Below are 23,878 nucleotides of genomic sequence, written 5' to 3'. Positions count from 1 at the left end.
GGCGGCGGGGAGGGCCCCGGGCCGGGCCTGGCCGGGCCGGGCGCCACCGGGACCACCACCGCGCCGTCCTCCGCGTCCCCGGCGGCGTCGTCGCCGAAGCCGGCGCCCACGCCGACGAGGACGGCCTCCCCCTCGGCATCCGCGTCGAGGACCCCGAGCGCCCCCACCGGGCCGCTGTCCGGGAAGACGGTGGTCGTCGACCCCGGCCACAACCCGACGAACCACCTGCACACCGCCGAGATCAACCGCCAGGTGGACATCGGCACCGGGCGCAAGGAGTGCGACACCACCGGGACGTCCACCAACGGGGGTTACGCCGAGGCGGAGTTCACCCTGGACGTGGCGCACCGGCTGCGGAAGCTGCTGCGCGCCCAGGGCGCCGAGGTGATCCTGACGTACGACCGGGACCGGCCCTGGGGGCCCTGCGTGGACGAGCGGGCGCGCATCGGCAACCGGGAGCACGCGGACGCGGTGGTCTCGATCCACGCGGACGGATCGGCCGTGGGCAACCGGGGGTTCCATGTGATCCTCCCGGCGGCGGTGCGCGGCGGAGGCGCGGACACGTCGAAGATCGTCGAACCCTCGCGTGACCTCGGCACCCGAATCGCGGGTCTGTTCGTACGCAGTACCGGAAGTTCCCCTTCCAATTACGTGGGCGGCAAAACGGGTTTGGACGTCCGCAAGGATCTCGGCGGACTTAATTTGTCGACCGTGCCCAAAGTCTTCATCGAATGCGGCAATATGCGTGATCCCAAGGATGCCGCCCTGCTCACCAGCGGGGGCTGGCGCCAGAAGGCCGCCCAGGGCATCGCGGACGGCATCAGCAGCTACCTCAAGGGGTAGGCAAGCGGTGATTCTGCGATGAATTCGGGAGGATGTCCGCGCACCCGGCGGGCAGCAACACGACCCGCACGAGCAGACGATACATTCACCCGTACGATGGGGAGCCGTTCCCGAGCTACAAGCCGTGCCAGCCGTGCATCCGGCGGCAACGACGACCGCCCCCGACGAGACGACCGACTAAGGACCTTCACGTGAATATCCGCTCCCTCACTCGAGGCGATGGCGTGGTGATCGGAGCAGCGGTCGTGCTGTTCATCGCCTCGTTCCTCGACTACTTCGATTACGGAAGCAACAGCGTCGACGCCCCCAACTCCTGGGACTCCCTGGGCAACGGCATCGGCGTCTACATGGTCGGGGTGATCGGCGCAGCACTGATCGTGCTCTCCCGTTCGCAGCCCCAGCCGCGCAAGGTCGTGGGCCTCGACCTCGCCCAGTTCGGCGTCGCCGCCACGGTGTTCACCGCGTGGAACATGTTCTGGACGATCATCGACCTCGGCCAGATCGACGCGGGCGCCGGCCTGATCCTCGGCTTCATCGCCTCGCTGGCGCTGGCCGCGGGCGCGATCGCCTCGCCGCTGGTGCCGGCCCTCAAGGCCCCGCTCGCGGGCGCCCCGAACCCGCAGGCCGTGCAGCCGCCGTACGGTGCCCAGCCCGGCCAGGGCTACGGCTACCCCGGCGGTCCGCAGCCGGCGTTCGGCGGCGGCCAGCAGGGCCAGCCGCAGCCGTACGGCGCGCAGCAGCCGGGTCAGCCCGACCCGCAGAAGGCCGCGGCGCCGCAGGCTCCGGCGGCCGGGCAGTCCGGTGAGTTCACCGCGTTCTGGTTCGCGGTGCCGGTGGCCCGCCAGCTGTACAACGAGGACGGTTCGCAGGCCCCGATCGCCGAGCTGGCGCCGGGCACCTGGTACCTCGCGGTCGAGCAGCGCGGTTCGGCGCTGATCGCCCAGACGCAGGACGGCCGTCGCGGCGTCCTCCAGGACACCTCGGGCATCCAGCGCGGCTGACGCCCGCGCCCGTTCCTGACAGCGGCCCCCGCCCTTCCCGGGCGGGGGCCGCTGCCGTTGCCGCGGGCCGGTCCGGGGTCAGCCGGCCGCCCGTTTCGGGACCTGGCCCCGCCGGGTCCAGCGCAGCAGTTCGTCCGCGGACCAGGTGGTGACCACGCGCTCCGGCGGTACGCCGCACTCCTCGGCGCGGGCGCAGCCGTACGCCTGCCAGTCCAGCTGGCCCGGTGCGTGCGCGTCGGTGTCCACGGCGAACAGGGTGCCCGCCGCCACGGCCCGGCGCAGCAGGCGGCGGGGCGGGTCGAGCCGTTCGGGGCGGCTGTTGATCTCGACGGCGGTGCCCGCCCCGGCGCAGGCGGCGAAGACCTCGTCGGCGTCGAACGCGGACTCGGGGCGGCCCCGGCCGGTGACGAGGCGTCCGGTGCAGTGGCCGAGGACGTTCGCCTGCGGGTGGCGTACGGCGGCGACCATCCGGCGGGTCATCGGGGCGGCGTCCATGCGGAGTTTGGAGTGGACGGACACCACGACGAGGTCCACCTGTTCCAGGAGGTCCTCCTCCTGGTCGAGGGAGCCGTCCGGGTTGATGTCGCACTCGATGCCGGTGAGCAGCCGGAACGGCGCCCAGCGCGCGTTGAGTTCGGCGACCTCGGCGAGCTGCCGGCGCAGCCGCTCCGGCGAGAGGCCGTGGGCGACGGTGAGGCGGGGCGAGTGGTCGGTGAGGACCGTCCAGTCGTGGCCCAGTTCCGCCGCGGCGCGGCCCATCTCCTCGATGGGGCTGCCGCCGTCCGACCAGTCGGAGTGCGTGTGGCAGTCGCCGCGCAGCAGCGCCAGCAGCCGCTCGCCGCCCTCCGCGAGGGGCCCGGCGCTCGCCGCGTCGGACTCCAGCCGGTCCAGGTAGCCGGGGGTCTCCCCGGCCGCCGCCTCCCGGACGACCTGGGCGGTGCGGGGGCCGATGCCCTTGACGCGTTCCAGCGAGCCGTCCGCGAGTCGGCGGTCCAGCTCGCCGTCGTCCATCGCGGCGACGGTGCGGGCGGCGGTGCGGAAGGCCTGGACGCGGTAGGTGACCGCCCTCCCGCGTTCCAGCAGGAAGGCGATCCGCTCCAGGGCCCTGACCGGGTCCATCGGCACCTCCGGGGCCGGCCGGGACGGTTGGCGGCCGCCCGTCCAGCTTGGCCCAGCCGGGCCCGGCCCGCACACCGGAGGAGCCGGGCCCCGGGCCGGGCGGCTCAGCCGAAGGCGGTGCGGGCCAGCCAGAAGTCGAGCAGCGCGGCGTCGCCCAGCACCTCCACCCGGTCGCTGCCGGGCGCGAGGCGGCGGTTGAGGAGCAGCATCAGGTCGGTGAGCGACCCGCGCACCGCGACGTCCGCCTTGGCGTGCGCCCGCCGCCAGGTCACCCCGTCCGCGCCGATCTCGATCAGCCACTCGGCGTCGGGGACGTCGGTGGCGTGCAGGTGCAGGGAGCGCTCCTCCCCGCGCAGCTCGGCGGCCTCGCGGTCGCCGTGGGCCTGGACGAAGACCACGATCTGCAGCCACTCGTCGATCGTGTCGGCGGCCAGCTCGGGCGTCACCGTGTACGGAACGTCGGCGGTGAGGGCCGCGTCGGCGAGGTGGACGACGGTCTCCAGGGCCATGCGGCGCGCCCAGAAGCCGGCCCGGTGCTCCCAGCCCCAGGTCCACACCTCGGCGTCCGGCCCGGCCTCGCGCAGCGCGGCGACGGCCCCGGCCGCCCCGTCGGCCAGCCAGGCGTCGAGCGTGGCCGGAGCATCGTCGGCGGGGGCGCGGTCCGGCACCTTGTCGTCCGGCACCGCATCGGCGGACCGGGTGCGGACGATCTCACCGGCCCAGCGGTGGGCGCGGCCCACGTGTTCGGCGAGTTCGCGCAAGGTCCAGTCGGGGCAGGTCGGTACGGTCGCGCCGAGGTCGGCGCCCCGCAGTGCCGTTCTCAACTCCTCGGTGAGCCGGATGATTTCGTCGCAGTAGCGTTCATGCGTGAGAAGACCCATCCCCGCACCCTAGTGCGGGCACGGGTGCCTCCTCATGCGGATATCCGGCAGGGTGCGCCGGTCAGCCGCAGCAGTCCGGCTCCAGGCCGGCCGGCAGCCGTTCGCCGCCGAAGACGGCGGTCGTGGCCTCGTCGCCGCCAAGTGCCGCCACCGCCAGCAGCAGCGAACCGGCCGTCCAGGAGGTGCGTTCCTCGGGCCAGAAGGCCTTGTTGCCCTCGAAGACGTAACCCGTCCAGTACAGGCCGCCCCCGGCCCGCAGGTGCTGGATGGACTGGAGGATCTCCAGGGCCCGGTCGGACTCGCCCATCACCCACAGGGCCAGGGCGAGTTCGCAGCTCTCGCCGCCGGTGACCCAGGGGTTGGGCAGCACGCAGCGCACGCCGAGGTCCGGCACGACGAAGTCGTCCCAGCCCGCCTCGATGCGCTCCTTGGCGGCGGCCCCGGTGACGGCGCCGCCGAGGACCGGGTAGTACCAGTCCATCGAGTAGCGGCTCTTGTCGAGGAAGCGCTCGGGATGGTGGCGGATGGCGTGGCCCAGGGCCCCGGCCGCCAGTTCCCAGTCGGGCTGGGGCTCCTCGCGGCGTTCGGCGAGGGCGAGGGCGCAGCGCAGGGCCTGGTGGATGGAGGAGGAACCGGTGAGCAGCGCGTCCGTCACCGCCGTGCCGTCGGCCTCGCGCTTCCAGCCGATCTGGCCGCCGGGCTGCTGGAGGCGCAGCACGAACTCGACGGCGGCGTAGACGGTGGGCCACATCCGGTCCACGAAGGCGTCGTCGCCGGTGGCGAGGTAGTGGTGCCAGACGCCGACCGCCACGTAGGCGCAGAAGTTGGTCTCCCGGCTCCGGTCGGTCGGCCGCTCCGCGTCGCCGTCCTGGTAGGCGGCGTACCAGGAGCCGTCCTCGTTCTGGTGGCGGGCCAGCCACTCGTAGGCGCGCGCGGCGGCGGTGTGTTCGCCCGCGGCGTCCAGGGCCATGGCGGCCTCGGTGTGGTCCCACGGGTCGAGGTGGTGGCCGCGGAACCAGGGGATGGCGCCGTCCGCGCGCTGCAGGGCGAGCAGCGCGGTGACGGTCTCGGCGGCCTGCGCGGCGGTGAGGACTCCGGGCAGGACGAGGTGTTCGGTCCGTTCGGGAAGGCTCACGCCTCGGCCTCGGCTGCTGCGGCGGCGAGCGGCAGGTGCGGCTTGGTCGCGTAGGCGACGAAGCTCTTGCCGACGACCGGGTTGAGCAGCTGCTCGGCGACCCGGGTCAGGGCGGGCTTCTTCATGATGTCCCAGACCAGGAGCTTGTGGTACGCCTTCACCGGCAGCGCCTTGTCGTTGTCGACGCCGAACGCGCACTTGAGCCACCAGTACGGGGAGTGCAGCGCGTGGGCGTGGTGGGTGCCGTACGGCTTGAGGCCGGCGCCGCGCATCCTGGCCAGCAGTTCGTCCGCCTTGTAGATGCGGATGTGGCCGCCCTCGACCTCGTGGTACGCGTCGGAGAGGGTCCAGCAGACCTTCTCGGGGCCGTAGCGCGGGACGGTGACGGCGATCCGGCCGCCGGGCCGCAGGACGCGGACCATCTCGGCGAGCACGCCCTTGTCGTCGGGGATGTGCTCCATGACCTCGGAGATGATCACGACGTCGAAGGACTCGTCGGGGAAGGGCAGGTTGAGGGCGTCGCCCTCCATGGCGGTGGCGGTGGCGCCCTGCGGGGCCTCGCCGGCCTCCTTCATCGCCGCGAACCACTTCGCGACCTCCCGGATCTCCTCGGCGTTGCGGTCGAGGGCCACCACCCGGGCGCCGCGCCGGTAGCACTCGAAGGCGTGGCGTCCGGCGCCGCACCCCAGGTCGAGCACGCGGTCGCCGGCGGCGAGCGGGAAGCGGGTGAAGTCCACGGTCAGCACGAATGCCTGCTTTCGCGGTCGGGGGTGGTGGCGGGGGTCAGGAGCGGGTGGGGGTCATCGCCGGCCGCCGGGGCCGGTGGCGGCGCGGGCGGCGATGGCCTGCCGGTAGAGGTCGGCGGTGCCGATCGCGGCCTGCTTCCAGGTGAACCGGGCGAGTACGCGGGCGCGTCCGGCGGCTCCGAGCCGGGCGCGCAGCTCCGCGTCGCCGAGCAGCCGGCCGAGCGCGTCGGCGAGGGCGCCGGGGTCGCCGGGCGGCACCGCGAGGCAGGTCTCGCCGTCGGGGCCGGCGACCTCCGGGATGGCGCCGCCGGTGGTCGCGACGAGCGGGGTGCCGGTGGCCATGGCCTCGGCGGCGGGCAGCGAGAAGCCCTCGTACAGGGAGGGGACGCAGGCGATCTGCGCGCCGCGCACCAGGTCGACCAGCTCGGTGTCGCTGATGCCCTTGACGAACTCGACGGCGTCCGCGAGGCCGTGCCGCTCGATGGCGCGGGCGACCGGTCCGTCCTCGGCGCGCTTGCCCACGACGACGAGGTGGGCGGCGGGGTTGCCGGTGCGGAGCTTGGCGAGGGCCTCCACGAGGTGGACGAGGCCCTTGAGCGGGACGTCCGCGCTGGAGGTGGTGACGATCCGGCCCGGGATCTCGGCGACGGCGGGGTCGGGCGACCACAGATCGGTGTCGGCGCCGATGTGGACGACCCGGATGCGGCGCGGGTCCACGCCGAGGTGCTCCACGATCTCCTGCTTGGAGGAGCCGGAGACGGTGAGCACGGACGGCAGCCTGCGGGCGACCCGCTTCTGCATGCGGGTGAACGCGTACCAGCGGCGCACGGAGGCGCGGCGGCGGCGGGTCGTGGCGGCGGCCAGGTCGAGCTGCCGGTCGACGGTGATGGGGTGGTGGATCGTGGTGACGAGGGGGGCGCCGAGGTCGGCGAGGAGCCCGTAGCCGAGGGTCTGGTTGTCGTGGATGACGTCGAACTCGCCGCGGCGGGCGGCGAGGTGGCGCCGGGCCCGCAGGCTGAAGGTGAGCGGTTCGGGGAAGCCGCCGGTCCACATCGTGGCGACCTCGGCGGCGTCGATCCAGTCCCGGTACTCGCCGCGTCCGGGGGTGCGGAACGGGTCGGGCTGCCGGTAGAGGTCGAGGCTGGGGAGTTCGGTGAGCGGGACGCCCTCGTCGAGCACCGGGTAGGGCTGGGCGCCGATGACCTCGACGCTGTGTCCGAGGCGGGCGAGTTCCCGGGCGAGGTGGCGTACGTAGACGCCCTGGCCGCCGCAGAAGGGGTTGCCCTTGTAGGTGAGGAGCGCGATGCGCAGCGGCCGGTCGCCGGGGTCCGCGCCCGATGCGGCGGCGCCCGTACGGGGGCCCGACTCCACGGCCTCAGCGGTCACACTCGGCCCCCTTCTCACTGCTCTGTTCGCCGGAGCGTAACCGCCGTGGCTAATCTAGAACAAGTTTCAGACTGGATGGTTCAATGAGCTACGAATCTACCGGTCGGTAGCGTCGGTGCAACGGCCGGATCAGGTGATTCACGCCACGGCACACGCCCCGGCCACGGGATGGGACACATGACAGCGGAAGCCCGGCCGGTATCGCCGCCCCTGACGGAGCGCCAGGAGGCCCGCCGCCGCCGCATCCTCCGGGCCACCGCCGCCCTCGCCGGCGAGGGCGGCTTCGAGGCCGTCCAGATGCGCGAGGTGGCGGTGGCCGCCGAGGTCGCCCTCGGCACCCTGTACCGGTACTTCCCCTCCAAGGTGCACCTCCTCGTCGCCACGCTGCGGGACCGGCTCCAGCGGCTGCGCACCGATCTGCGCGACCATCCGCCGGCCGGGGACGACCCGGCGGCGCGGGTGGCCGGCACCCTGCTGCGGGCCTTCGGCGAGCTGCGGCGCGAACCGCAGCTCGCGGACGCCATGGTGCGCGCCCTGACGTTCGCGGACCGGGGGGCGCGCACCGAGGTGGACGCCGTTTCGCGACTCACCACCGCGATCATCCTGGACGCGATGGGCACCGGCCACCCGACCCCGGAGCAGCTCTGCGCCGTACGGGTGATCGAGCACACCTGGCACTCGGCGCTGATCGCCTGGCTGTCCGGCCGGGCCTCCCCCGCGCAGGTGCGGGCCGACATCGGGACGGCGTGCCGGCTGATCGGCACCCCGGGCCCGGAACCGGCCCCCTGACGCGCGCGGGCGCCTGCCATGTGCGGCGCCCACACGCCGCCGGGGCGAGGTGGGGTGCCCTGCACCATATCGACGGCGGCGCGGTGTTCATACGGTTCGGCGACATCACAGGAACACGCCGAGGAGCCGGTCACCATGCCCCGCACCCGTACCGCCAGCAGAGCCCGCAGATCGCTCAGTGACATCCGTACCGTCGCCGTCCTGGCCGCCGCAGGGCTGCTGCTGACGGGCTGCACCGCCGCCGGGAAGGCGGGCGGGTCCGACTCCGCGAAGTCCTCCGGCGACGCGGCCGTCAAGGTCGGCCTGGTGTACTCCAGGACCGGGCTCCTCGCCGACTACGGCAAGCAGTACCGGGACGGCTTCATGGCGGGCCTCGACTACGCAACCCACGGCACCGGGAAGGTCGCCGGGCACCGCATCGAGGTCACCGAGCAGGACGACGCGGGCGATCCGGGCAAGGCCGTCTCCGCCGCGAAGAACCTCATCGGCAAGGGCTACAAGGTGCTGGCCGGCACCACCGACTCGGGCGTCGCCCTCCAGATGGCGCCGCTCGCCGCCCAGAACAAGGTGCTCTACATCAGCGGACCGGCCGCCACCGACGCGGTCACCGGCATCAACGACTACACCTTCCGCTCCGGCCGCCAGTCCTACCAGGACATCCTGACGGCGGGCACGATGCTCGGCGACGCCCGGGGCAAGAAGGTCACGGTGCTCGCCCAGGACTCCACCTTCGGCCAGGCCAACGTGGCCGCCGTGCAGGCGGTCCTCGGCGGGAAGGGCGCGAAGGTCGGCTCGGTGCTCGCGCCGCCCAGCGCGACGGACCTGACGCCGTTCGCCCGGCAGGTCAAGGCGGGCGGCCCGGACCTGGTCTTCGTCGCCTGGGCCGGCTCCACCGCCCCGGCGCTGTGGACGGCGCTCGACCAGCAGGGCGTGCTCGGCGCCGCCAAGGTCGTCACCGGCCTGGCCGGCACCGCCTCGTACCCGGTCTTCGGCGCCGCCGGCTCCAAGGTGTCGTTCCTGGCGCACTACTTCCCGGGCGCGGGCGGCGGCAACGCCGTGGAGAAGGCGATGCTCGACGCGGTGCGCGAGGACGGCGGCAAGCCCGACCTGTTCACGCCGGACGGCTTCACGGCCGCCCAGATGGTCGTGCGCGCCGTCGAGAAGGGCGGCGCCATCGACACCGCCGCGATGGTGAAGGCCCTGGAGGACTGGAGCTTCGACGGGGTCAAGGGTGCGAGCCGGGTGCGCGGCGAGGACCACGCGCTGCTCCAGCCGATGTTCACGGCCAGGCTGAAGGGCACCGGCAAGGCGGCGGTGCCGGAGCTGGTGGGCACCGAGCAACTGGACGCCGTGGCCCCGCCCGTGCGGCCCTCGGCGGGCTGAACCGTGACCGCACCCCGCACCCCGGGCCCGGCGGCGCCCGTGCTCCGGCTGGACGGCATCGGCTGGAGCATCGGCGGCGCCACCATCGTCCAGGACGTGTCGTTCAGCGTCCGCGAGGGCGAGTTCCTCGCCTTCATCGGCCCCAACGGGGCGGGCAAGACGTCCCTGTTCAACCTGATCAGCGGCGTCACCCTGCCCACGGGGGGCCGGATCGAGCTGGACGGCGCCGATCTCACCGACCGGCCCGCGCACGTCCGGGCCCGGCGCGGGCTCGGCCGCACCTTCCAGACGTCCAGCCTGTGGCCCGCCATGACCGTCGCCGACCACGTCCGGCTCGCCGCGCAGGCCGCGCGCGGCGGCTCGTACCGGCTGTGGCGGCGCGCCGACCCGTACACCGCCGAGGTGACCGGCGTCCTGGAGCGCACCGGCCTCGGCCACCGGGCCGGGGCGACGGCCGCCGAACTGTCGCACGGCGAGAAGCGGAAGCTGGAGCTGGCCGTCCTGCTGGTCGGCGAACCCCGGCTGATGCTGCTCGACGAACCGATGGCCGGGGTCAGCGCCGAGGAGGTGCCGGCCCTCACCGAACTCATCCGCACCCTGCACCGGGAGGAGGGGCGCACGGTCCTCATGGTCGAACACCACATGGACGTCCTGCTGGGCCTCGCGGACCGGCTCGCCGTCATGCACCACGGCCGGCTGCTCGCCCTGGACACCCCCGACGCGGTCACCGCCGACCCGACCGTGCAGCAGGCCTACCTCGGGGAGGGGCTGTGACGCGGCGACCGCTCCTGGAGGTGACGGACCTGCGGGTCCTGATCGGCGGCCGGCACATCCTGCACGGCGTCGACCTGGACGTCTCCCCGCACGGCGTCACCGCGCTGCTCGGCCGCAACGGCGCCGGGAAGACCACCACCGTCCGGGCCGTCCTCGGGCTCGTCCCGCGCACCGGCACCGTCCGGCTGGACGGCGAGGAGACCACGCACCTGCCCACGCATGCCCTGGTCCGGCGCGGCATCGGCTACGCCCCCGAGGACCGGGGGATCTTCGCCGGGCTGACCGTCGCCGAGAACCTGCGGCTGGCCGAACGGCCGGGCGCGGGCGAGCCGGCGTACGGCCTGGTCCACGAGCTGTTCCCGGAACTCAAGCAGCGGGCCCGCCAGTTGGCCGGCACGCTGTCGGGCGGCCAGCAGCAGATGGTCGCCATCGGCCGCACCCTGCTCAATGCCAACCGGCTGATCATCGCGGACGAGCCCACCAAGGGCCTGGCCCCGAAGGTCGTCACGGAGGTCGCCCGGGTCCTGGAGCGGGCCGCCGAGGCGGTGCCGGTGCTGCTGGTGGAGCAGAACCTCGCCGTGGTGCGCCGGCTGGCCGGGCACTGCGTGGTCCTCGCCGACGGCCGCACCGCCCACCGGGGCCCGGCCGCCGAGCTGCTGGGCGACGCGGAGGCGGCCCGCACGCTGCTCGGCGTCGGCCACGGCCCGCTCACCGCACCCCCTTCCGTGAAGGCGGATTCCTGATGTCCACCCTCGTCCTGCTCACCATGACCGGACTCGGTCTGGGGGCCCTCTACTTTCTCGTCGCGTCCGGACTCTCGCTGATCTTCGGCCTGATGGACGTGCTCAACTTCGCGCACGGGGCGCTGCTGTCCGTCGGCGCGTACGGCACCTGGTGGGCCGCCTCCGGGAACCTGCCCGGCGCGGGCCCCGGCGGCGCCGGCTTCGCGCTGGCCGTCCTGTTCGGTACGGCGGTGGGCACCGTCGCCGCCGTCCTCCTGGAGCTGCTGGTCGTCCGCCCGCTCTACACCCGGCCGCGCGAGCAGGTGCTGGCCACGGTCGGGGTGGGGCTCGCGGTGCCCGCGCTGCTCTCCGGCATCTGGGGGTCGGACGCCCACCCCTTCCCCGGCCCCGACGCGCTCTCCGGCACCTTCGGGCTGCTGGGCGCGCAGGTCCCGGTCAACCGGCTGGTCCTGGTGGGGGCGGCGGTCGTGGTGCTGGTGGCGCTCCGGCTGTTCCTCGGCCGCACCCGGCACGGCCTGGTCGTGCGGGCCGGCGTCGAGGACCGGGCGATGGTCACCGCGCTCGGCGTCGACGTCCGCAAGGCGTTCACGCTCGTGTTCGCGATCGGCGGCTGCGCGGCGGCGCTGGGCGGGGCGCTCGGCGGGCTGTACTTCGGCTCCGTCGACCCGCGCCAGGGCACCTCGCTGCTGATCTTCGCGTTCGTCGTCGTGGTCACCGGCGGCATGGGATCGGTGACCGGCGCCGCCGTGGCGTCCGTGGTCATCGGCCTGGTCCAGCAGTTCGCCAACTACTACACCGCAGCGGGGCTCGGCGATCTGGCGGTCGTCGTCCTGCTGGCCGTGCTGCTGCTGATCCGGCCGCGCGGACTGACGGGGAGGCTCGCGTGAGCACCGCCACCGACACACACGACCGCGCCGCCGCCCGGCCGGCCACCGCCCCGGCCCCGGCCGGACGGGCCCGGCTGCTGCGCTGGTGGCCCGCCGCCGCCCTGCTGGTGCTGGTGGTCGCGCCGTTCAGCGCGGTGCCGGTCCCGGGCCTGCTGGACGGGCCGCCCGGCTCGCCGGGCAGCCTGCAACTCCTGGCCACCTGCCTGCTGTTCGGCGCCCTGGCCACCGGCTACGACCTGCTGCTCGGCCGGACCGGGCTGCTCTCCTTCGGCCACGCCCTGTACTTCGCGGCGGGCAGCTACGCCACCAATCTGTTCCTGCTGGAGGCGGGGCTGCCGTTCGGGCTCGCCGCCGTCCTCGGTCTGCTCTTCGGGATCGCGCTGGCGCTGGTCCTGGGGTCGGTGAGCCTGCGCGTCACCGGCATCGGCTTCTCCATGGTGACCCTGGCGTTCGCGCAGGCGGGCTCGATCCTGGTGTCCCGCGACCCGGGCGGGGTCACCGGCGGCGAGGAGGGCCGGGCCGCCCCGGCCGACTTCCTGCCGTCCTCGCTGGTCGGCATCGACAACACCGCCCACCTGTACTGGATCGCGCTGGCCTACCTCGTGCTGACCCTGGGCGTCGTGCACTGGGCGGTCCGCTCCCCCACCGGCCGGGTCTGGGAGGGCATCAAGGAGAACGAGCGCCGCGTGGAGGTGCTGGGGCTGAAGCCGTACGGGTTCAAGCTGACGGCCTTCGTGGTCGCGGGCGCCCTCGCCGCGCTCGGCGGGATCGTGCACCTGCTCCTGACGGGCGGCTCGACCCCGCAGACGACCACCTCCGACTTCACGCTGTCGCTGCTGGTGATGGTGGTGCTGGGCGGCTCCGGCACCCGCTGGGGGCCGATGGCCGGCGGCATCCTCTACACCTGGGCCGACCACCGGCTCGGCGACCTGGCCGGATCGGGCGCGGTCGCGGACCTGCCCGCCGTGCTGCGCGTACCGCTGTCGCAGCCGCTGTTCCTGCTGGGCGTGCTGTTCGTGGCCGTGGTACACCTGCTGCCCGGCGGCCTGGCCCGGCTGCCGTCCCGGCTGAGGGCAGCGTCGCGACGTAAGGAGAACGTGGACCGGTGAGCCCGCTCGCATCGTACGAAGAGATCGAGGTCCCCGTGCCCGGGGGCTCCCTGGCGGCGCTGCGCTGGCCGGCCGCCGATCCGGAGGCGCCGGTGGTGGTGGCGCTGCACGGCATCACCGCCAACGCCCTGTCCTGGGCGGCGGTGGCCCGGCTGCTGGCCGGCCGGGTCACGCTGGTCGCCCCCGACCTGCGCGGCCGGGCCCGCAGTGCGCACCTGCCCGGCCCGTACGGCATCGCCGCGCACACCGACGACGTCGCCGCCCTGGCCGCCGCCCTGGCCCCGGGCCGGGTGGTGCTCGCCGGCCATTCGATGGGCGCGTTCGTGGCCGCCCTGGCGGCGGTGCGCCACCCGGAGCGCTTCGGGCCGCTGCTGCTGGTGGACGGCGGCGTCGGCTTCCCCGCCCCGACGCACCTGACGCCCGACGAGCTGATGACGGCGGTGATCGGCCCGGCGATGGAACGGCTGTCGATGACGTTCCCGGACCGGGCCGCCTACCGCGCGTTCTGGCAGGCGCATCCGGCGTTCGCCGGTTCCTGGTCGGACGAGGTGGACGCGTACATCCAGCGCGACCTCACGGGCCGGGAGCCGGAGTTGCGCTCCTCCTGCCGGATCGAGGCCGTCCGCACGGACGGGGTCGGCCTGTTCGGCGAGGAGGTGCTCTCGGCGGTACGGAAGCTGCCCGCCGACGCGACGCTGCTGTGGGCGGCGCGCGGCCTGATGGACGAGGAGCAGGGCCTGTACGACGAGGGCCGGCTGGCCGCCGCGGGGCTGGACGGGACACGGGTGGAGCCGGTCGCGGTGAAGGACGTCAACCACTACACGGTCCTGACGGGCGACCGGGGCGCGCGGGAGATCGCGGAGCGCCTGGTGGCCGGGGCGCGGCGGACGGGCTGAGACGGCTCAGGGGCCGGCCCCGGCGGTGCTGCCGCGGGGGCCGGCCCCTGGAGCGGGCCCGGGGTGTACCGGTGGGGTCAGATCCGGCCGTTGGCCAGCCGGGTCAGCGGCCCCGTGCGGGGCTTGGCGGTCGCGCGTCCGGTGGCGAAGGCGACTCCGGCGATGCTCGCCACGCCCACGGCGGCGCCGGTGGCGATGGCCTTCCTGAGCCTGATGACGGTCCACGCCGACGCGGCGGCGGTCCCCGCCCTGGCCACGCCGGTCGTCACCGCCTCCCGGCCGTTGCGGAGGCCGGAGACGGCGGCCTGTCCGGCGCGCCGGGTGAGTCCACCGGCCTCGTTCACGCCCTCCGCGGTCGCGTCCTTGGCGTCGCGGGCGGCGTTCCCGGCCTCGCGGGTGGCGGTCTTCACCTCGTCGGCCGCGGCCTTCGCCCCGTCGCCGCCGGTGCGGGCCGTCTTCGCGGCCGCGCCGGCCGTCCGGCGGGCGGTCGTGGTCCTTCCCTTGCTCCGGGTGGAAGTCTTGCTGTCCTTTTCAGCGGTCATGGCGTCCTCCTTGCCTGAGGTGTTGCGATGAAACCCCGGGTGCGGCCCGCTCATGCGCCGTGGTGCGGCAGCAGGGAGCCGAGCGGCCCGAGGTCGAGATTGAGGTCGTCCATCGTCAGGTCGTACCGGTCGCACAGTTCGGTCATGCGCTCGTTGAGGATCATCAGCGTCATGCCGATGCGCTCCTCCTGCTGCTCGCTCAGATCACCCTGGTCCACGCGGTGCAGGGCGGTGCGTTCCATGAGCTGGCGGAGCAGTTCGACGATGGTGAGCACCAGCTTCATGAGGTCCCGCTCGACGGTGTCCGGGTCGGTCTCCAGCCTGCGGGCACCGGCCCCCGCGTCGGGCGGGGCGGGTACGACGCGTCCGCCGTCGCTGTCGGTCATGCCGTCCTCCTGGTCGGTTCGTCGGGTGTCACCACGGCGCCGGCTCCTCGCCGGTGATGGACCGGATCACCGCCCGCAGGTTGATGTGGACGAGGTCGACGTCGGCGATGGACAGGACGAGGTCGCCGGTGAGCACGGCGCCGCCGTTCAGGAGCCGGTCCAGGAGGTCGATCAGCGCGACGGGCGGCCCCTCCCGCTGCCCGGACGGGCCGAGGACGTCTCCGGCGAGGTCCGCGCTCACGGCCCCTCACCGCCGTCGGCCGTGGCCTCCTCGGGGGGCGCGGTGGCGAACGAGTAGGGCGCCCACGGCCCGGTCACCTCGATCGACACCCCCTCGACCCCGTCGGCCAGGCCGGTGAGGGCCCGGCGCAGCTCGTCGGCGCGCGACCGGGGGACGAGGTACGCCTCGTTGGCCACGTTCACGCCGGGGTGCGCGGCGAGCTGCCCCTGCTGGGGGCGGTGGACGACGTGCGAGGCGGCGATGTCCTGGGTCAGGTGCGCGGCGCGGGCGGCCAGTTCGGACGCCGCCCGGTAGGCGTCCTGGCTCCTGCTCCGGGTCGCCCGCCGCTGCCGCAGGTAGGCCCGTCCGGCGCCGGTTCCGGTGGGCGTCGCGGCGGCCGGTTCCGGCGCGGCGGCCGCCGCGGGGTCGGCGTAGACCTTCACGCCCAGTTCGACGTGGCCCTCCAGCCGGCCCAGCAGGGCGTCGAACTCGTCGTGGCGCCGCTCCAGGGTGCCGGCGACCCCGGCGTCGTCCAGGTAGACGGTGGCCAGCCGCATCGGCAGGACCGGCGCGGCCGTGAACGCGGCCTCCACCACGGCGTGGTGGGCGCGGGCGAGCGCTTCGAGCCGGGCCAGGTCCTCCAGTTGCGCGGTCAGGCCGGAGGTGCCGAAGGAGTCCGCCGGTACCCGGGAGACGAGCGCGCACAGCCCGTCCGCGGCCACCGGGTACAGCGGCCCGCCGTCCACGCCCGGCAGCCGGGAGGCCAGTTCGCGGAGCGCGGGGCAGTCCCGTCCGACGGCGTACAGATAGGTCAGCGTCCCGCCGGGCGCGTCCGTCGGGGTGCTCATCGGGTCTCCTCCTCCGTGGTGCGGGCCGGCTGTTCCCCGGTGCCGGCCGCCCCGGGGAGCCCAGCCGCCGAGCGCAGCCGGGCCAGTTCGGCCCGCAGCCGCTCGTTCTCCTCGGCCAGGGCCCCGTCCTCCCGGCCCGTCACCTCCCGGTGCGCGGGCCGGGCCCGGGAGGAGAGCGAGGGATCGTGCTCCCACCAGTCGATGCCCATCTCCTTGGCCTTGTCGACGGAGGCGACGAGCAGCCGGAGCTTGATGGTGAGCAGCTCGATGTCGAGCAGGTTGATCTGGATGTCCCCGGCGATGACGACGCCCTTGTCCAGCACCCTTTCCAGGATGTCGGCGAGGTTGGCCGACGAGCCCTGCTGCCCGTACGCCGGGGAGGTCCCCCTGGGCGGGGCCGGCAGCCGGCCGGCGAGTGAATCGGACACGGTCTCTCACGCCTTTCCTGGGGCGGGGTGGGGTGGTGGTACGGGGGCGGGCCCGGCCCGGTCAGCGACGGGCGGCCCGGGGCTCGTCCTCTTCGACGGCCTCGTCGTCCTCCACGGGCTCGTCGTCTTCGAGGGGTTCGTCCTCCTCGACGGGCTCGTCGTCGTCCGCGGGCTCGTCCTCGTCGGCGGGCTCGTCTTCGTCGGCCGGTTCGTCCTCCGGCTCCTCGAACTCGTCCTCCGGCTCCGCTTCCTCGTCGTCGGCTTCGTCGTCGGCGTCGGCGTCGGCGTCGGCGGGTTCGTCGGCGTCGGCGTCGGCGTCGGCGTCGGCGGGTTCGTCGTCGGCGGCGTCGGCGTCGGCGGGTTCGTCGTCGGCGGGTTCGTCGTCGTCAAGCGGCTCGTCCGGGTCGTCCTCGTACCCGTCCGTCTCTTCCCGCTCCTCCGCCTCGTCGCGCTCTTCCGCCTCTTCGCGCTCTTCGCGTTCGAGCGCCGCCTCGTGGTCCTCGACGACCTCGCCGTCGCGGATCTCGCCGCGCCAGCCGTCGGTCGCCTCGCCGCGCATCATCAGGAACTTGCGGTAGAGCTTGAGGTCGAGACGGGCGCGGCGGCCCTGGGCGCGCCAGATGTTGCCGGTCTTCTCGAACAGCCCCTTGGGGAAGTATTCGAGGACCAGCAGGACGCGGGTGAGGTCGTCGGTGAGCGCGTGGAAGGTGACCACGCCCTTGACGGTTCCCTTGGCGCCCTCGGTGGTCCAGGTGATGCGTTCGTCGGGCACCTGCTCGGTGACGTTGGCCGTCCAGCTGCGGGTGGACTTGGCGACCTTCACCTTCCAGTTGCTGGTGGTGTCGTCGGTCTTCTCGACGCTCACGACGCCCTTGGCGAACGTGCTGAACTCCTGGAACTGCGTCCACTGGTCGTACGCCTCGCGGACGGGCACGCCGACGTCGATGTCCTCGACGACGGTGACGCTCTTGGACTTCCCTCCGCCGGACTTGCGGCCCTTGCCGAACAAACCCTTGACCTTGTCCTTCACCGTGTCCTTGAGATGGGAGGCGCCGGCGCCGAGCGCCGCCCGGGCGGGTGACTGCCCGTCCTTGAGGGCCTGGCCGCCCTTGGCGAGGCTCTTGAGGGCGCCGCTTCCGCTGCCCGGTTCGGCGAGCTTGGAGACCGATTCGCCGAGCCGGTGCCCGAGCCGGGTCACGGAGTGTTCGGCGCGGGCCCGCAGGTAGTTCTGCAGTTCCTCCTTGAGCCGGTCGGCGGCCGGGCTCTTGACGACGTCGTCCTTGATGCCCTTGAGCGCGGACTCAGGCATCGGCGCCTCCCTTGGTCCGGCGCGTACCGGAACGGCTGCCGCTCGCCGAGGACCGGCTCTTGGCGGCGGTCTTCGTAGCGGTCTTCCTGGTGCCCGTCCCGGCCGTGCGCCTGCGGGTGGAGCCGCCGCGCTTCGGCTTCGCGTCGCGGTCCTTACCGCCCTCGGCGTCGGAAGCCGCCTCGTCACCGGACGGCGTTTCGTCGTCGGCGGCCGGCTCGTCGTCGGTGTCCCGGGCGTCCGGGGCGTCCTCGGTGTCCCGGGCGTCCTCGGCCGGTTCCTCGTCCTCGGCGGCGGGGCCGGACCCCAGCGCCTGGGTGCGGCGTTGCAGCGACTCGGCCAGGCTGCCGGCGCGCTGGGTGACGGCCTTGGTGGCCGCCGTCCTCGTGGCGTCCACGAGTTCCTTGCGGACCTGGTCGTTGAGCGGGCCGAGGGCGGGCGACTCGGCCAGCGCCCGGGCGATCCGCCGCGGGTCGAGGTCGATCTTCTTGCCGAGGAGGAACATGCCCAGTCCCACGGCGAGTTTGGCCTTCTTGGTCCGCCCCAGCAGGTATCCCCCCACCAGGGCCGCGCCTATCTTCGCGTTCTTCGTCATGTGCGATGCACCTCGGGTCTCCCCCTGTCGTGTGTGGTCCGGTGGCCGGTCACGGCGCCTGCCGCGGGCCGTTCCGGTACGCCTCGATCTCGTCGAGGCGGTCGAGCAGTTCGTCCTCGCGCCGGTCGAACTCCTCCGGCCCGATGGCCCCGCTGTTCAGCTCCTGCTCCAGTTGCGCGAGCCTGGCCCGTACCGGTTCGGGGTCGTAGTACTCGTCCTCGGCGGCGCGGACGACCTGGTCGAGGACCCACGCCGTGCCCCGGACGGGGGCCAGCGGCAGGGTCAGCAGCTGCGTGATGAGTCCCATGCCGGCGGATCACCTCCGCTTCCGGGCCGGGACGGGCCGGGTCCGTCAGACGAAGCTGTACGGCGGAAGCGGCCCGGTCAGGGTGTACGTGTAGGCGTCGCCCCGCAGCTCGGCCTCCCGCCGGACCGCGGCCACGAAGGCGTCCGTCTCCGCGCGGGGCACCAGGAAGGACAGGTTCAGGAAGTGCTGGGGGCCCGGCTCAGCGGCCGAGCTGCGGGTGGCGGCACCGGCCAGGCGGCCGGTCACCTCCTCCGCCTCCCTGCTGTGGCGGGCGCTCACCTCGCGGGCCACCAGCTCGCCCAGCGCCAGCTGGTCCTCCTGGCTGCCCTGGGCGCGGGACCGCTCGCTGAGCCGCCGCACCTCGTCGGACTCGGCCATGATCTCCCGCAGGAGGTCGTCCTCGTCCCGGGCGGCCTTGAGGTTGTACTCGACCTGCCCGTCCAGCTCCGCGAGCCGCTGCTCGTAGGCGTCGGCCTCCCGTTCCAGGGCGGCGGTGACCTCCTCGTCGTCCGGCCCGACCAGGCCGAAGCGCATGGGCAGGGTCGCGCCCTTCTCCATCAGGGTCTCCAGGACGGCCTGGTGGGCCAGGACGTCCCGCCGCTTCGCGCGCAGGCCGTCCGGGGCGTCGCTGACGACCGCGGCCAGCCGGTCGGTGCGCAGGGTCCGCAGCTCCGCGGGCGGGTCGCCGACCCCGTGCAGGCCGTCCAGCGGCAACGGGTGGCCGGCGCCGGTGATGGCGTAGATGTACGTGGGCACTGCTGCTACTCCTCGCGTCGCTGGGACTGCCTGCTGGACGTGGACTTACGGGCGGGGCGCTTGCGCGGCTCCTCCTCGGGCTCGTCGCTCTTGCCCTGGAGGGATTCGCTGAACGCCTCGACGGCTCCGGTCAGGGCGCCCTTGGACTTCCCCTTGGCGCCGTTCTCCGTCATGTCGCCCACCAGGTCGGTGAGCTGGCTCGGGGCCTTGCGGCCGGATTCCAGGTCGAGCCGGTTGCACGCCTCGGCGAAGCGCAGATAGGTGTCGACACTGGCCACCACCACGCGGACATCGATTTTGAGAATTTCGATGCCCACCAGCGAGACGCGGACGAACGCGTCGATGACCAGGCCGCGGTCGAGTATGAGCTCGAGAACGTCGTAGAGATTTCCCGAGCCGCCGCTCCCGCCGGACGTCGCATTGCTTTGCTGCACGAGTGTCATGGGAACTCATTTCGGTGATCTTTTTTCGTTCGACGACGAAGTCCTCAGCGTCGGTCGATCTGACCCCTGGCGTACCGGCGCACGCGTTCGTAGGACATGAGCCGTCCTGCGGGGTCGAGTTGCACCCGGTAGGAGGCCAACACGCTCATCGTGTCCGGAATCTTCTCCAGCTCGACCACTTCGACATCCGCCGACCAGCCGTCCTCGGTGGCTTTCACCGCGGAGACCGAATCGGGCTCGCACTGAAGCATTTCCGTGAGCTGCGCGGCGGCTCGCCGCATCGCGGTGAGCGCGTCGACACGCTCTTCTTCCTGCTTGTTTCCGGTGTCCTTTTCGGTGCTCATCCTTCCCCTGTCGTCGGGGAGCGCCGCTGCCTGTCCGGCCTCCGTCGTCATGGCTTCCGTTCGCGTGCCCACGCTTTCCGCAGACATGCGTGACCGGAGCGGGAATGACGACGGCGCGGCTTTTCCGCGGCTGCCGCGAGGGGCAGCCGCGGAAAAGCCGCGCCGGGTGGGGTTCAGGCGGTGCAGCCGTTGTCGGCGATCACGTAATAGCCGGTGGGCGACTCACGCAGGGTGTGGCTGACGAAGACGTTGTAGAGGCCCATGTTCTGCTCCGAGCCGTTGGCGTAGACGTAGCCGCCGGACATGTGGGCCCGGCCCGCGGTGACATGGGCGTAGTTGGTGGCGGTGTGGCACCGCGCGGGGACGGGCGTACCGGGGTCACCGCCGTCACCGTCGCCGTCACCGTCACCGGGGTCCGTGCCGCCGCCCGGCGCGGTGCCGTCGTCCAGGCCCCAGAAGACGCCCGTGTGGTACGTGGAGCAGATGGTGTCCAGGAAGTAGGCGGCGGTCGAGCCGCACTGCCCGTCGCCGGAGCCGGGGTCCACGGGCAGCCCGTGGCCCATGCCCGAGATCGTGTACAGCTCCACGGCGGACTGTCCGGAGGCGTCCTCGTAGACGGTGCGGGTGGTGTTGCCGGGGAGGCTGTCGGTGGCGGACGGGGTCTGGCCGATGCCCCACACGTCGGTCCACTGGTCGCGCAGGGCCGTGGCGTTGGCCGGGCGGACCGTGTAGTCCGAGGTGCCGTGCCAGATCGCGACCCGCGGCCAGGGGCCGTCGTAACCGGGGTGGGCGGCCCGGACCTTGTCGCCCCACTGCGCGGGCGTCAGGCTCGGCGGCGCGTACTGGCAGGCCGACGCGGCCGTCTGGCTCGTCGCGCACTGGGCGGGTATCCCGGAGGCGATGGAACCGCCCGCGAACACGTCCGGGTAGGCGGCGAGCAGGTCGGCGGCCATTCCGCCGCCGGCCGAGAGCCCGGTCACGTACACCCGGCCGTCGTCGGAGCCGTAGTGCTCCTTGGCGTAGTCCACCATCTGCACGACGGACGCGGCCTCGCCCCGGCCCCGGGTGTCCTCGGCGGGGTCGAACCAGTTGAAGCAGGACAGCGCGTTGTTCGCGGAGGTGGTCTGCGGGAAGACGACGGCGAAGCCCCACGCGTCGGCGTACCGCGGCCAGCCGGAGTTGGTGTAGTACGCGTCGGCGGACTGGGCGCAGCCGTGCAGCGCGACGACCAGCGGGGCGTTCGCGGGGAGTCCCGCCGGGGTGTACGCGTACATCTGGAGGTTGCCGGGGTTGGAGCCGAAGCCGGTGACCTGCTGGAGGCCGGCCGCGGCGGCGGCGGGCTGCGCGGTGGTGGCGCTCAGCGTGGCCGCGAGCAGGCCGAGGGCGGCGGCGGACGCGAGGCGGCGCAGCAGACGTTTCAGGATCGGTGGGCGCACGATGCTGTTCTCCTGCCGTGGGGTACGGGTTGCTGCCGGAACCTACGAGCGGGAACCGGCCGCGCCCATGGGACCGGTGGCCACTTGCCGCCGCCCGCTGTGTGCGCCGACGCCCTTGCGCGGGCGGAGGAGCGCGGCGCGGTGGCGGCGGCCCGGCGGCGCGCACCACGTACGCCGCCACCATGCGCCGGTACGCGGGTGTGTACACCGGCACCATGGGAGGCGGGCCGCCCGGTACCTACGGTGACGGCCATGGAGACTTCCCGCAGACCGGATCACCAGCCCGCCGCCGCGCCCGGCGCCCCCGCGCAGTCCCCCGCCGACCCCGTCCTGGCCGGGCGCACCGCGCTGGTGACGGGGGCGGCGAGCGGGATCGGGCGGGCCTGCGCGCTGGCGCTCGCCGCCGCGGGCGCCCATGTGCACGTCGTGGACCGGTCCGGGGAGGCGGCCGAGCGGCTGGCGGCGGAGATCGGCGGGACGCCCTGGGTGGTGGACCTGTCCGAGCCGTCGGTGGTGGACACCCTGCCGGCCGACGCGGACGTGCTGGTCAACAACGCGGGGCTGCAGCACGTGGCTCCGGTGCACGCGTTCCCGCCGGACCGGTTCGCGCTGATCCAGCGGGTGATGGTGGAGACCCCGTTCCGTCTCTTGCGCCGGACCCTGCCGGGCATGTACGAACGCGGCTGGGGGCGCGTGGTCAACATCTCGTCGGTGCACGGGCTGCGCGCGAGCCCGTACAAGTCGGCCTATGTGACGGCCAAGCACGCGCTGGAGGGACTGAGCAAGGTGGTGGCGCTGGAGGCGGCCGGGCACGGGGTGACGAGCAACTGCGTCTGCCCCGGCTACGTCCGTACGCCGCTGGTGGAGAACCAGATCGCCGACCAGGCCCGTACGCACGGCATCTCGGAGGACGAGGTGGTGGGGCGGGTGATGCTGGAGCGCAGCGCGGTGAAGCGGCTGATCGAGCCGGCGGACGTCGCCGAGGCGGTCCTGTGGCTGTGCGGTCCGCGTACCGGGCACATCACCGGCTCCTCGCTCTCCATGGACGGCGGCTGGACCGCGAACTGACCCGCCGCCCCGACCCCGAGGAACCCTGGACGCCATGCCCGAACCGCTCCCCTCCGCGGCGCCGCACCTGCGGCGCCTGTTCGACCTGCTGGCCGACGACGCCCCGGCCGAGGCGCTGGGGGCGGTGTCCTCGCGGGCGCGGGCGGACGGGGTGTCCGCCGACGAGCTGGCGGAGGTGGAGCGGGCGACGGCGACCGCGCTGCGGATCAGGAGCGCGCTGCGCCAGCACCGGCGGCGCGAGGCCCAGCTGACGGCGCTGTTCGACACGGCGGGCGACCTGGCGGCCTCGCGGGACCTGGACGAGGTGCTGAAGGCGATCGTGCGCCGGGCGAGGATGCTGCTCGGCACGGACACCGCGTATCTGACCCTGCCGGACGAGGAGGCCGGGGACACCTACATGCGGGTGACGGACGGGTCGGTGTCGGTGCTCTTCCAGCGGCTGCGCCTGGAGCTGGGCGAGGGGCTGGGCGGTCTGGTGGCGCAGACGGCGAGTCCGTACGCCACGCCGGACTACCGCACCGACGACCGGTTCCGCCACACCCGCAACATCAACGCCGGGGTGCTGGACGAGGGTCTGGTGGCGATCCTGGGCGTGCCGCTGCTGCTGGGGTCCAGCCGGGGCGGTACGGGGAAGGTGATCGGCGTCCTGTTCGCGGCGGACCGGGCGCCGCGTGTCTTCAGCCCCGACGAGGTGGCACTGCTGTGCTCGCTGGCCGCGCACGCGGCGATCGCCATCGACACGGCCCGGGCGCTGGCCGACACCACGTCGGCGCTGGCCGAGCTGGCGGAGGCCAACGCGGAGCTGGCCGAGGCGAACGCCTCGGTGCGGGCGCACTCGGCGGCCATGCGGCGGGCCGAGGAGTCTCACGACCGGCTGACCGATCTGGTGCTGCGCGGCCGGGACGTGAAGGACGTGGCGGCGGCGGTCGCCGGGCTGCTCGGTTCGCCGCTGACCATCCACGATCCGGGCGGCCGTCCGCTGGCCGCCGTGCGCCCGGACGGTACGGGCTTCGCCGCCGACAGCATGGACGCGGGCTGGCTGGCGGAGGCGGCCGAGGAGTCGCGTACGGGGGCGCGGGCCGTGCACCGGGACGGGCGGGTGGTGTGCGCGGTCCTCGCGGGCCAGGAGCTGCTGGCCGGGCTCGTCCTGCACCGGGGCCACCCGCTGGACGACTCCGACCGGCGGCTGTTCGAGCGGTCGGCGGTGGTGACGGGGCTGCTGTTGCTGCTGCGGCGCACCGTGGCGGAGACGGAGAACCGGATACGCGGGGAGCTGATCGCGGACCTGCTGGCGGACCCGGCCCGCGATCCGGCGGGGCTGGCCGAGCGCGGCCGGCGCCTGGGCATCGACCTGGACCGCCCGCACCTGCTGCTCGTGGCGGAGAGCGCGGCCCGCGAGCGGCTGGCCCCGGCGGCGATGCGTTTCCTGTTCGGCGGCGAGAACCAGGGGGTGAGCGCCGAACACGCGGGCACGGTGGTGGGTGCCGGCCGGCCACCGCCCGACCGT

28 protein-coding genes are annotated in these 23,878 nt (G+C 73.8%); 11 read left to right on the top strand and 17 right to left on the bottom strand.

The features are described 5' to 3' along the window. The coding region (locus tag MHW47_RS14660; protein WP_239223525.1) for an N-acetylmuramoyl-L-alanine amidase at positions 1-843 on the top strand (843 nt) is incomplete at its 5' end. 224 nt (positions 844-1,067) lie between these two features. Then, entirely contained in the window at positions 1,068-1,844 is a 777-nt protein-coding gene (locus MHW47_RS14655; protein ID WP_239223524.1) for a DUF5336 domain-containing protein, read from the top strand. A gap of 78 nt (positions 1,845-1,922) precedes the next feature. Here MHW47_RS14655 and MHW47_RS14650 read toward each other — a convergent pair whose 3' ends face one another. From MHW47_RS14650 to MHW47_RS14630, 5 genes are all read right to left on the bottom strand, one after another. Beyond that, on the bottom strand, positions 1,923-2,963 hold the full coding sequence (locus MHW47_RS14650) for a PHP domain-containing protein (protein WP_239223523.1): 1,041 nt from the start codon (positions 2,961-2,963) through the stop codon (positions 1,923-1,925). Between the two features lie 104 nt (positions 2,964-3,067). Further along, on the bottom strand, positions 3,068-3,844 hold the full coding sequence (locus MHW47_RS14645; RefSeq protein ID WP_239223521.1) for a maleylpyruvate isomerase family mycothiol-dependent enzyme: 777 nt from the start codon (positions 3,842-3,844) through the stop codon (positions 3,068-3,070). Positions 3,845-3,905: 61 nt separating this feature from the next. Beyond that, a complete protein-coding gene (locus MHW47_RS14640; RefSeq protein ID WP_239223520.1) occupies positions 3,906-4,979 on the bottom strand; it encodes a prenyltransferase/squalene oxidase repeat-containing protein in 1,074 nt (357 codons plus the stop codon). Then, positions 4,976-5,725: a class I SAM-dependent methyltransferase gene (locus MHW47_RS14635; protein ID WP_239223519.1), complete on the bottom strand. Its 750-nt coding sequence runs from the start codon at positions 5,723-5,725 to the stop codon at positions 4,976-4,978. Before MHW47_RS14635 ends, MHW47_RS14640 begins: the two co-directional genes overlap by 4 nt. A gap of 54 nt (positions 5,726-5,779) precedes the next feature. Next, positions 5,780-7,111, bottom strand: a complete 1,332-nt coding sequence (locus tag MHW47_RS14630; protein WP_239223518.1) for a glycosyltransferase family 4 protein — start codon at positions 7,109-7,111, stop codon at positions 5,780-5,782. Between the two features lie 177 nt (positions 7,112-7,288). Here MHW47_RS14630 and MHW47_RS14625 point away from each other — a divergent pair, with 177 nt between their 5' ends. The 7 genes from MHW47_RS14625 (at position 7,289) to MHW47_RS14595 (ending at position 13,692) form a co-directional block, all read left to right on the top strand. Next, positions 7,289-7,900, top strand: a complete 612-nt coding sequence (locus MHW47_RS14625) for a TetR family transcriptional regulator (RefSeq protein ID WP_239223516.1) — start codon at positions 7,289-7,291, stop codon at positions 7,898-7,900. Between the two features lie 135 nt (positions 7,901-8,035). Then, on the top strand, positions 8,036-9,283 hold the full coding sequence (locus tag MHW47_RS14620) for a substrate-binding domain-containing protein (protein WP_239223515.1): 1,248 nt from the start codon (positions 8,036-8,038) through the stop codon (positions 9,281-9,283). Between the two features lie 3 nt (positions 9,284-9,286). Beyond that, positions 9,287-10,057 (top strand): ABC transporter ATP-binding protein, encoded by a 771-nt coding sequence (locus MHW47_RS14615; protein ID WP_239223514.1) that lies wholly within the window; start codon positions 9,287-9,289, stop codon positions 10,055-10,057. After that, the gene (locus tag MHW47_RS14610; RefSeq protein WP_239223513.1) at positions 10,054-10,800 is read left to right on the top strand and encodes an ABC transporter ATP-binding protein; all 747 of its coding nucleotides are present in this window, start codon (positions 10,054-10,056) and stop codon (positions 10,798-10,800) included. The genes MHW47_RS14615 and MHW47_RS14610 overlap by 4 nt, the downstream gene beginning before the upstream one ends. Next, entirely contained in the window at positions 10,800-11,687 is an 888-nt protein-coding gene (locus MHW47_RS14605; protein WP_239223511.1) for a branched-chain amino acid ABC transporter permease, read from the top strand. The genes MHW47_RS14610 and MHW47_RS14605 overlap by 1 nt, the downstream gene beginning before the upstream one ends. Further along, positions 11,684-12,796 (top strand): branched-chain amino acid ABC transporter permease, encoded by a 1,113-nt coding sequence (locus MHW47_RS14600; protein WP_239223509.1) that lies wholly within the window; start codon positions 11,684-11,686, stop codon positions 12,794-12,796. Before MHW47_RS14605 ends, MHW47_RS14600 begins: the two co-directional genes overlap by 4 nt. Next, on the top strand, positions 12,793-13,692 hold the full coding sequence (locus MHW47_RS14595; protein ID WP_239223508.1) for an alpha/beta hydrolase: 900 nt from the start codon (positions 12,793-12,795) through the stop codon (positions 13,690-13,692). The genes MHW47_RS14600 and MHW47_RS14595 overlap by 4 nt, the downstream gene beginning before the upstream one ends. Positions 13,693-13,769: 77 nt before the next feature. Here MHW47_RS14595 and MHW47_RS14590 read toward each other — a convergent pair whose 3' ends face one another. The 12 genes from MHW47_RS14590 to MHW47_RS14535 form a co-directional block, all read right to left on the bottom strand. Then, a complete protein-coding gene (locus MHW47_RS14590; RefSeq protein WP_239223506.1) occupies positions 13,770-14,234 on the bottom strand; it encodes a hypothetical protein in 465 nt (154 codons plus the stop codon). 50 nt (positions 14,235-14,284) lie between these two features. Continuing rightward, complete coding sequence (locus MHW47_RS14585) at positions 14,285-14,620, bottom strand: gas vesicle protein K (protein WP_239223505.1); 336 nt, start codon at positions 14,618-14,620, stop codon at positions 14,285-14,287. A gap of 28 nt (positions 14,621-14,648) precedes the next feature. Beyond that, positions 14,649-14,861 carry a gas vesicle protein gene (locus MHW47_RS14580; protein ID WP_239223503.1) on the bottom strand — a complete coding sequence of 71 codons (213 nt, stop codon included), beginning with the start codon at positions 14,859-14,861 and terminating at the stop codon, positions 14,649-14,651. Then, on the bottom strand, positions 14,858-15,688 hold the full coding sequence (locus MHW47_RS14575; RefSeq protein WP_239223502.1) for a GvpL/GvpF family gas vesicle protein: 831 nt from the start codon (positions 15,686-15,688) through the stop codon (positions 14,858-14,860). The genes MHW47_RS14580 and MHW47_RS14575 overlap by 4 nt, the downstream gene beginning before the upstream one ends. After that, complete coding sequence (locus MHW47_RS14570; protein ID WP_239223501.1) at positions 15,685-16,116, bottom strand: gas vesicle protein; 432 nt, start codon at positions 16,114-16,116, stop codon at positions 15,685-15,687. Before MHW47_RS14570 ends, MHW47_RS14575 begins: the two co-directional genes overlap by 4 nt. Before the next feature lie 61 nt (positions 16,117-16,177). Beyond that, on the bottom strand, positions 16,178-17,425 hold the full coding sequence (locus tag MHW47_RS14565; protein ID WP_239223499.1) for an SRPBCC family protein: 1,248 nt from the start codon (positions 17,423-17,425) through the stop codon (positions 16,178-16,180). Further along, a complete protein-coding gene (locus MHW47_RS14560; protein WP_239223498.1) occupies positions 17,418-18,017 on the bottom strand; it encodes a hypothetical protein in 600 nt (199 codons plus the stop codon). The genes MHW47_RS14565 and MHW47_RS14560 overlap by 8 nt, the downstream gene beginning before the upstream one ends. Positions 18,018-18,066: 49 nt before the next feature. After that, entirely contained in the window at positions 18,067-18,324 is a 258-nt protein-coding gene (locus MHW47_RS14555; RefSeq protein ID WP_239223497.1) for a gas vesicle protein GvpG, read from the bottom strand. A gap of 45 nt (positions 18,325-18,369) precedes the next feature. Next, the gene (locus tag MHW47_RS14550) at positions 18,370-19,080 is read right to left on the bottom strand and encodes a GvpL/GvpF family gas vesicle protein (protein WP_239223495.1); all 711 of its coding nucleotides are present in this window, start codon (positions 19,078-19,080) and stop codon (positions 18,370-18,372) included. A gap of 5 nt (positions 19,081-19,085) precedes the next feature. Then, positions 19,086-19,523: a gas vesicle structural protein GvpA gene (locus MHW47_RS14545; protein ID WP_239223494.1), complete on the bottom strand. Its 438-nt coding sequence runs from the start codon at positions 19,521-19,523 to the stop codon at positions 19,086-19,088. A 44-nt stretch (positions 19,524-19,567) separates the two neighbouring features. Further along, positions 19,568-19,867, bottom strand: coding sequence for a gas vesicle protein (locus MHW47_RS14540; RefSeq protein ID WP_239223527.1), 300 nt, complete (start codon positions 19,865-19,867; stop codon positions 19,568-19,570). 173 nt (positions 19,868-20,040) lie between these two features. After that, positions 20,041-21,303: a PHB depolymerase family esterase gene (locus tag MHW47_RS14535; protein WP_239223493.1), complete on the bottom strand. Its 1,263-nt coding sequence runs from the start codon at positions 21,301-21,303 to the stop codon at positions 20,041-20,043. Between the two features lie 252 nt (positions 21,304-21,555). Between MHW47_RS14535 and MHW47_RS14530 the strand changes: the two genes are divergently transcribed. Continuing rightward, entirely contained in the window at positions 21,556-22,371 is an 816-nt protein-coding gene (locus tag MHW47_RS14530; RefSeq protein ID WP_239223491.1) for a 3-hydroxybutyrate dehydrogenase, read from the top strand. 34 nt (positions 22,372-22,405) lie between these two features. Beyond that, positions 22,406-23,878 (top strand): GAF domain-containing protein (locus MHW47_RS14525; protein WP_239223489.1); only part of this gene is annotated, 1,473 nt, incomplete at its 3' end.

The organism is Streptomyces sp. OfavH-34-F (genome assembly GCF_022347745.1).
In the GTDB taxonomy this organism is placed as follows: domain Bacteria; phylum Actinomycetota; class Actinomycetes; order Streptomycetales; family Streptomycetaceae; genus Streptomyces.
This window is presented reverse-complemented; position numbering and strand designations above follow the sequence as displayed.

Bases quoted from the DNA above. Each gene is read 5' to 3' on its own strand.
- MHW47_RS14650 (WP_239223523.1), bottom strand. From the start codon at position 2,963: ATGGACCCGGTCAGGGCCCTGGAGCGGATCGCCTTCCTGCTGGAACGC.
- MHW47_RS14645 (WP_239223521.1), bottom strand. From the start codon at position 3,844: ATGGGTCTTCTCACGCATGAACGCTACTGCGACGAAATCATCCGGCTC.
- MHW47_RS14625 (WP_239223516.1), top strand. From the start codon at position 7,289: ATGACAGCGGAAGCCCGGCCGGTATCGCCGCCCCTGACGGAGCGCCAG.
- MHW47_RS14620 (WP_239223515.1), top strand. From the start codon at position 8,036: ATGCCCCGCACCCGTACCGCCAGCAGAGCCCGCAGATCGCTCAGTGAC.
- MHW47_RS14605 (WP_239223511.1), top strand. From the start codon at position 10,800: ATGTCCACCCTCGTCCTGCTCACCATGACCGGACTCGGTCTGGGGGCC.
- MHW47_RS14590 (WP_239223506.1), bottom strand. From the start codon at position 14,234: ATGACCGCTGAAAAGGACAGCAAGACTTCCACCCGGAGCAAGGGAAGG.
- MHW47_RS14585 (WP_239223505.1), bottom strand. From the start codon at position 14,620: ATGACCGACAGCGACGGCGGACGCGTCGTACCCGCCCCGCCCGACGCG.
- MHW47_RS14575 (WP_239223502.1), bottom strand. From the start codon at position 15,688: ATGAGCACCCCGACGGACGCGCCCGGCGGGACGCTGACCTATCTGTAC.
- MHW47_RS14565 (WP_239223499.1), bottom strand. From the start codon at position 17,425: ATGCCTGAGTCCGCGCTCAAGGGCATCAAGGACGACGTCGTCAAGAGC.
- MHW47_RS14560 (WP_239223498.1), bottom strand. From the start codon at position 18,017: ATGACGAAGAACGCGAAGATAGGCGCGGCCCTGGTGGGGGGATACCTG.
- MHW47_RS14555 (WP_239223497.1), bottom strand. From the start codon at position 18,324: ATGGGACTCATCACGCAGCTGCTGACCCTGCCGCTGGCCCCCGTCCGG.
- MHW47_RS14545 (WP_239223494.1), bottom strand. From the start codon at position 19,523: ATGACACTCGTGCAGCAAAGCAATGCGACGTCCGGCGGGAGCGGCGGC.
- MHW47_RS14540 (WP_239223527.1), bottom strand. From the start codon at position 19,867: ATGAGCACCGAAAAGGACACCGGAAACAAGCAGGAAGAAGAGCGTGTC.
- MHW47_RS14530 (WP_239223491.1), top strand. From the start codon at position 21,556: ATGGAGACTTCCCGCAGACCGGATCACCAGCCCGCCGCCGCGCCCGGC.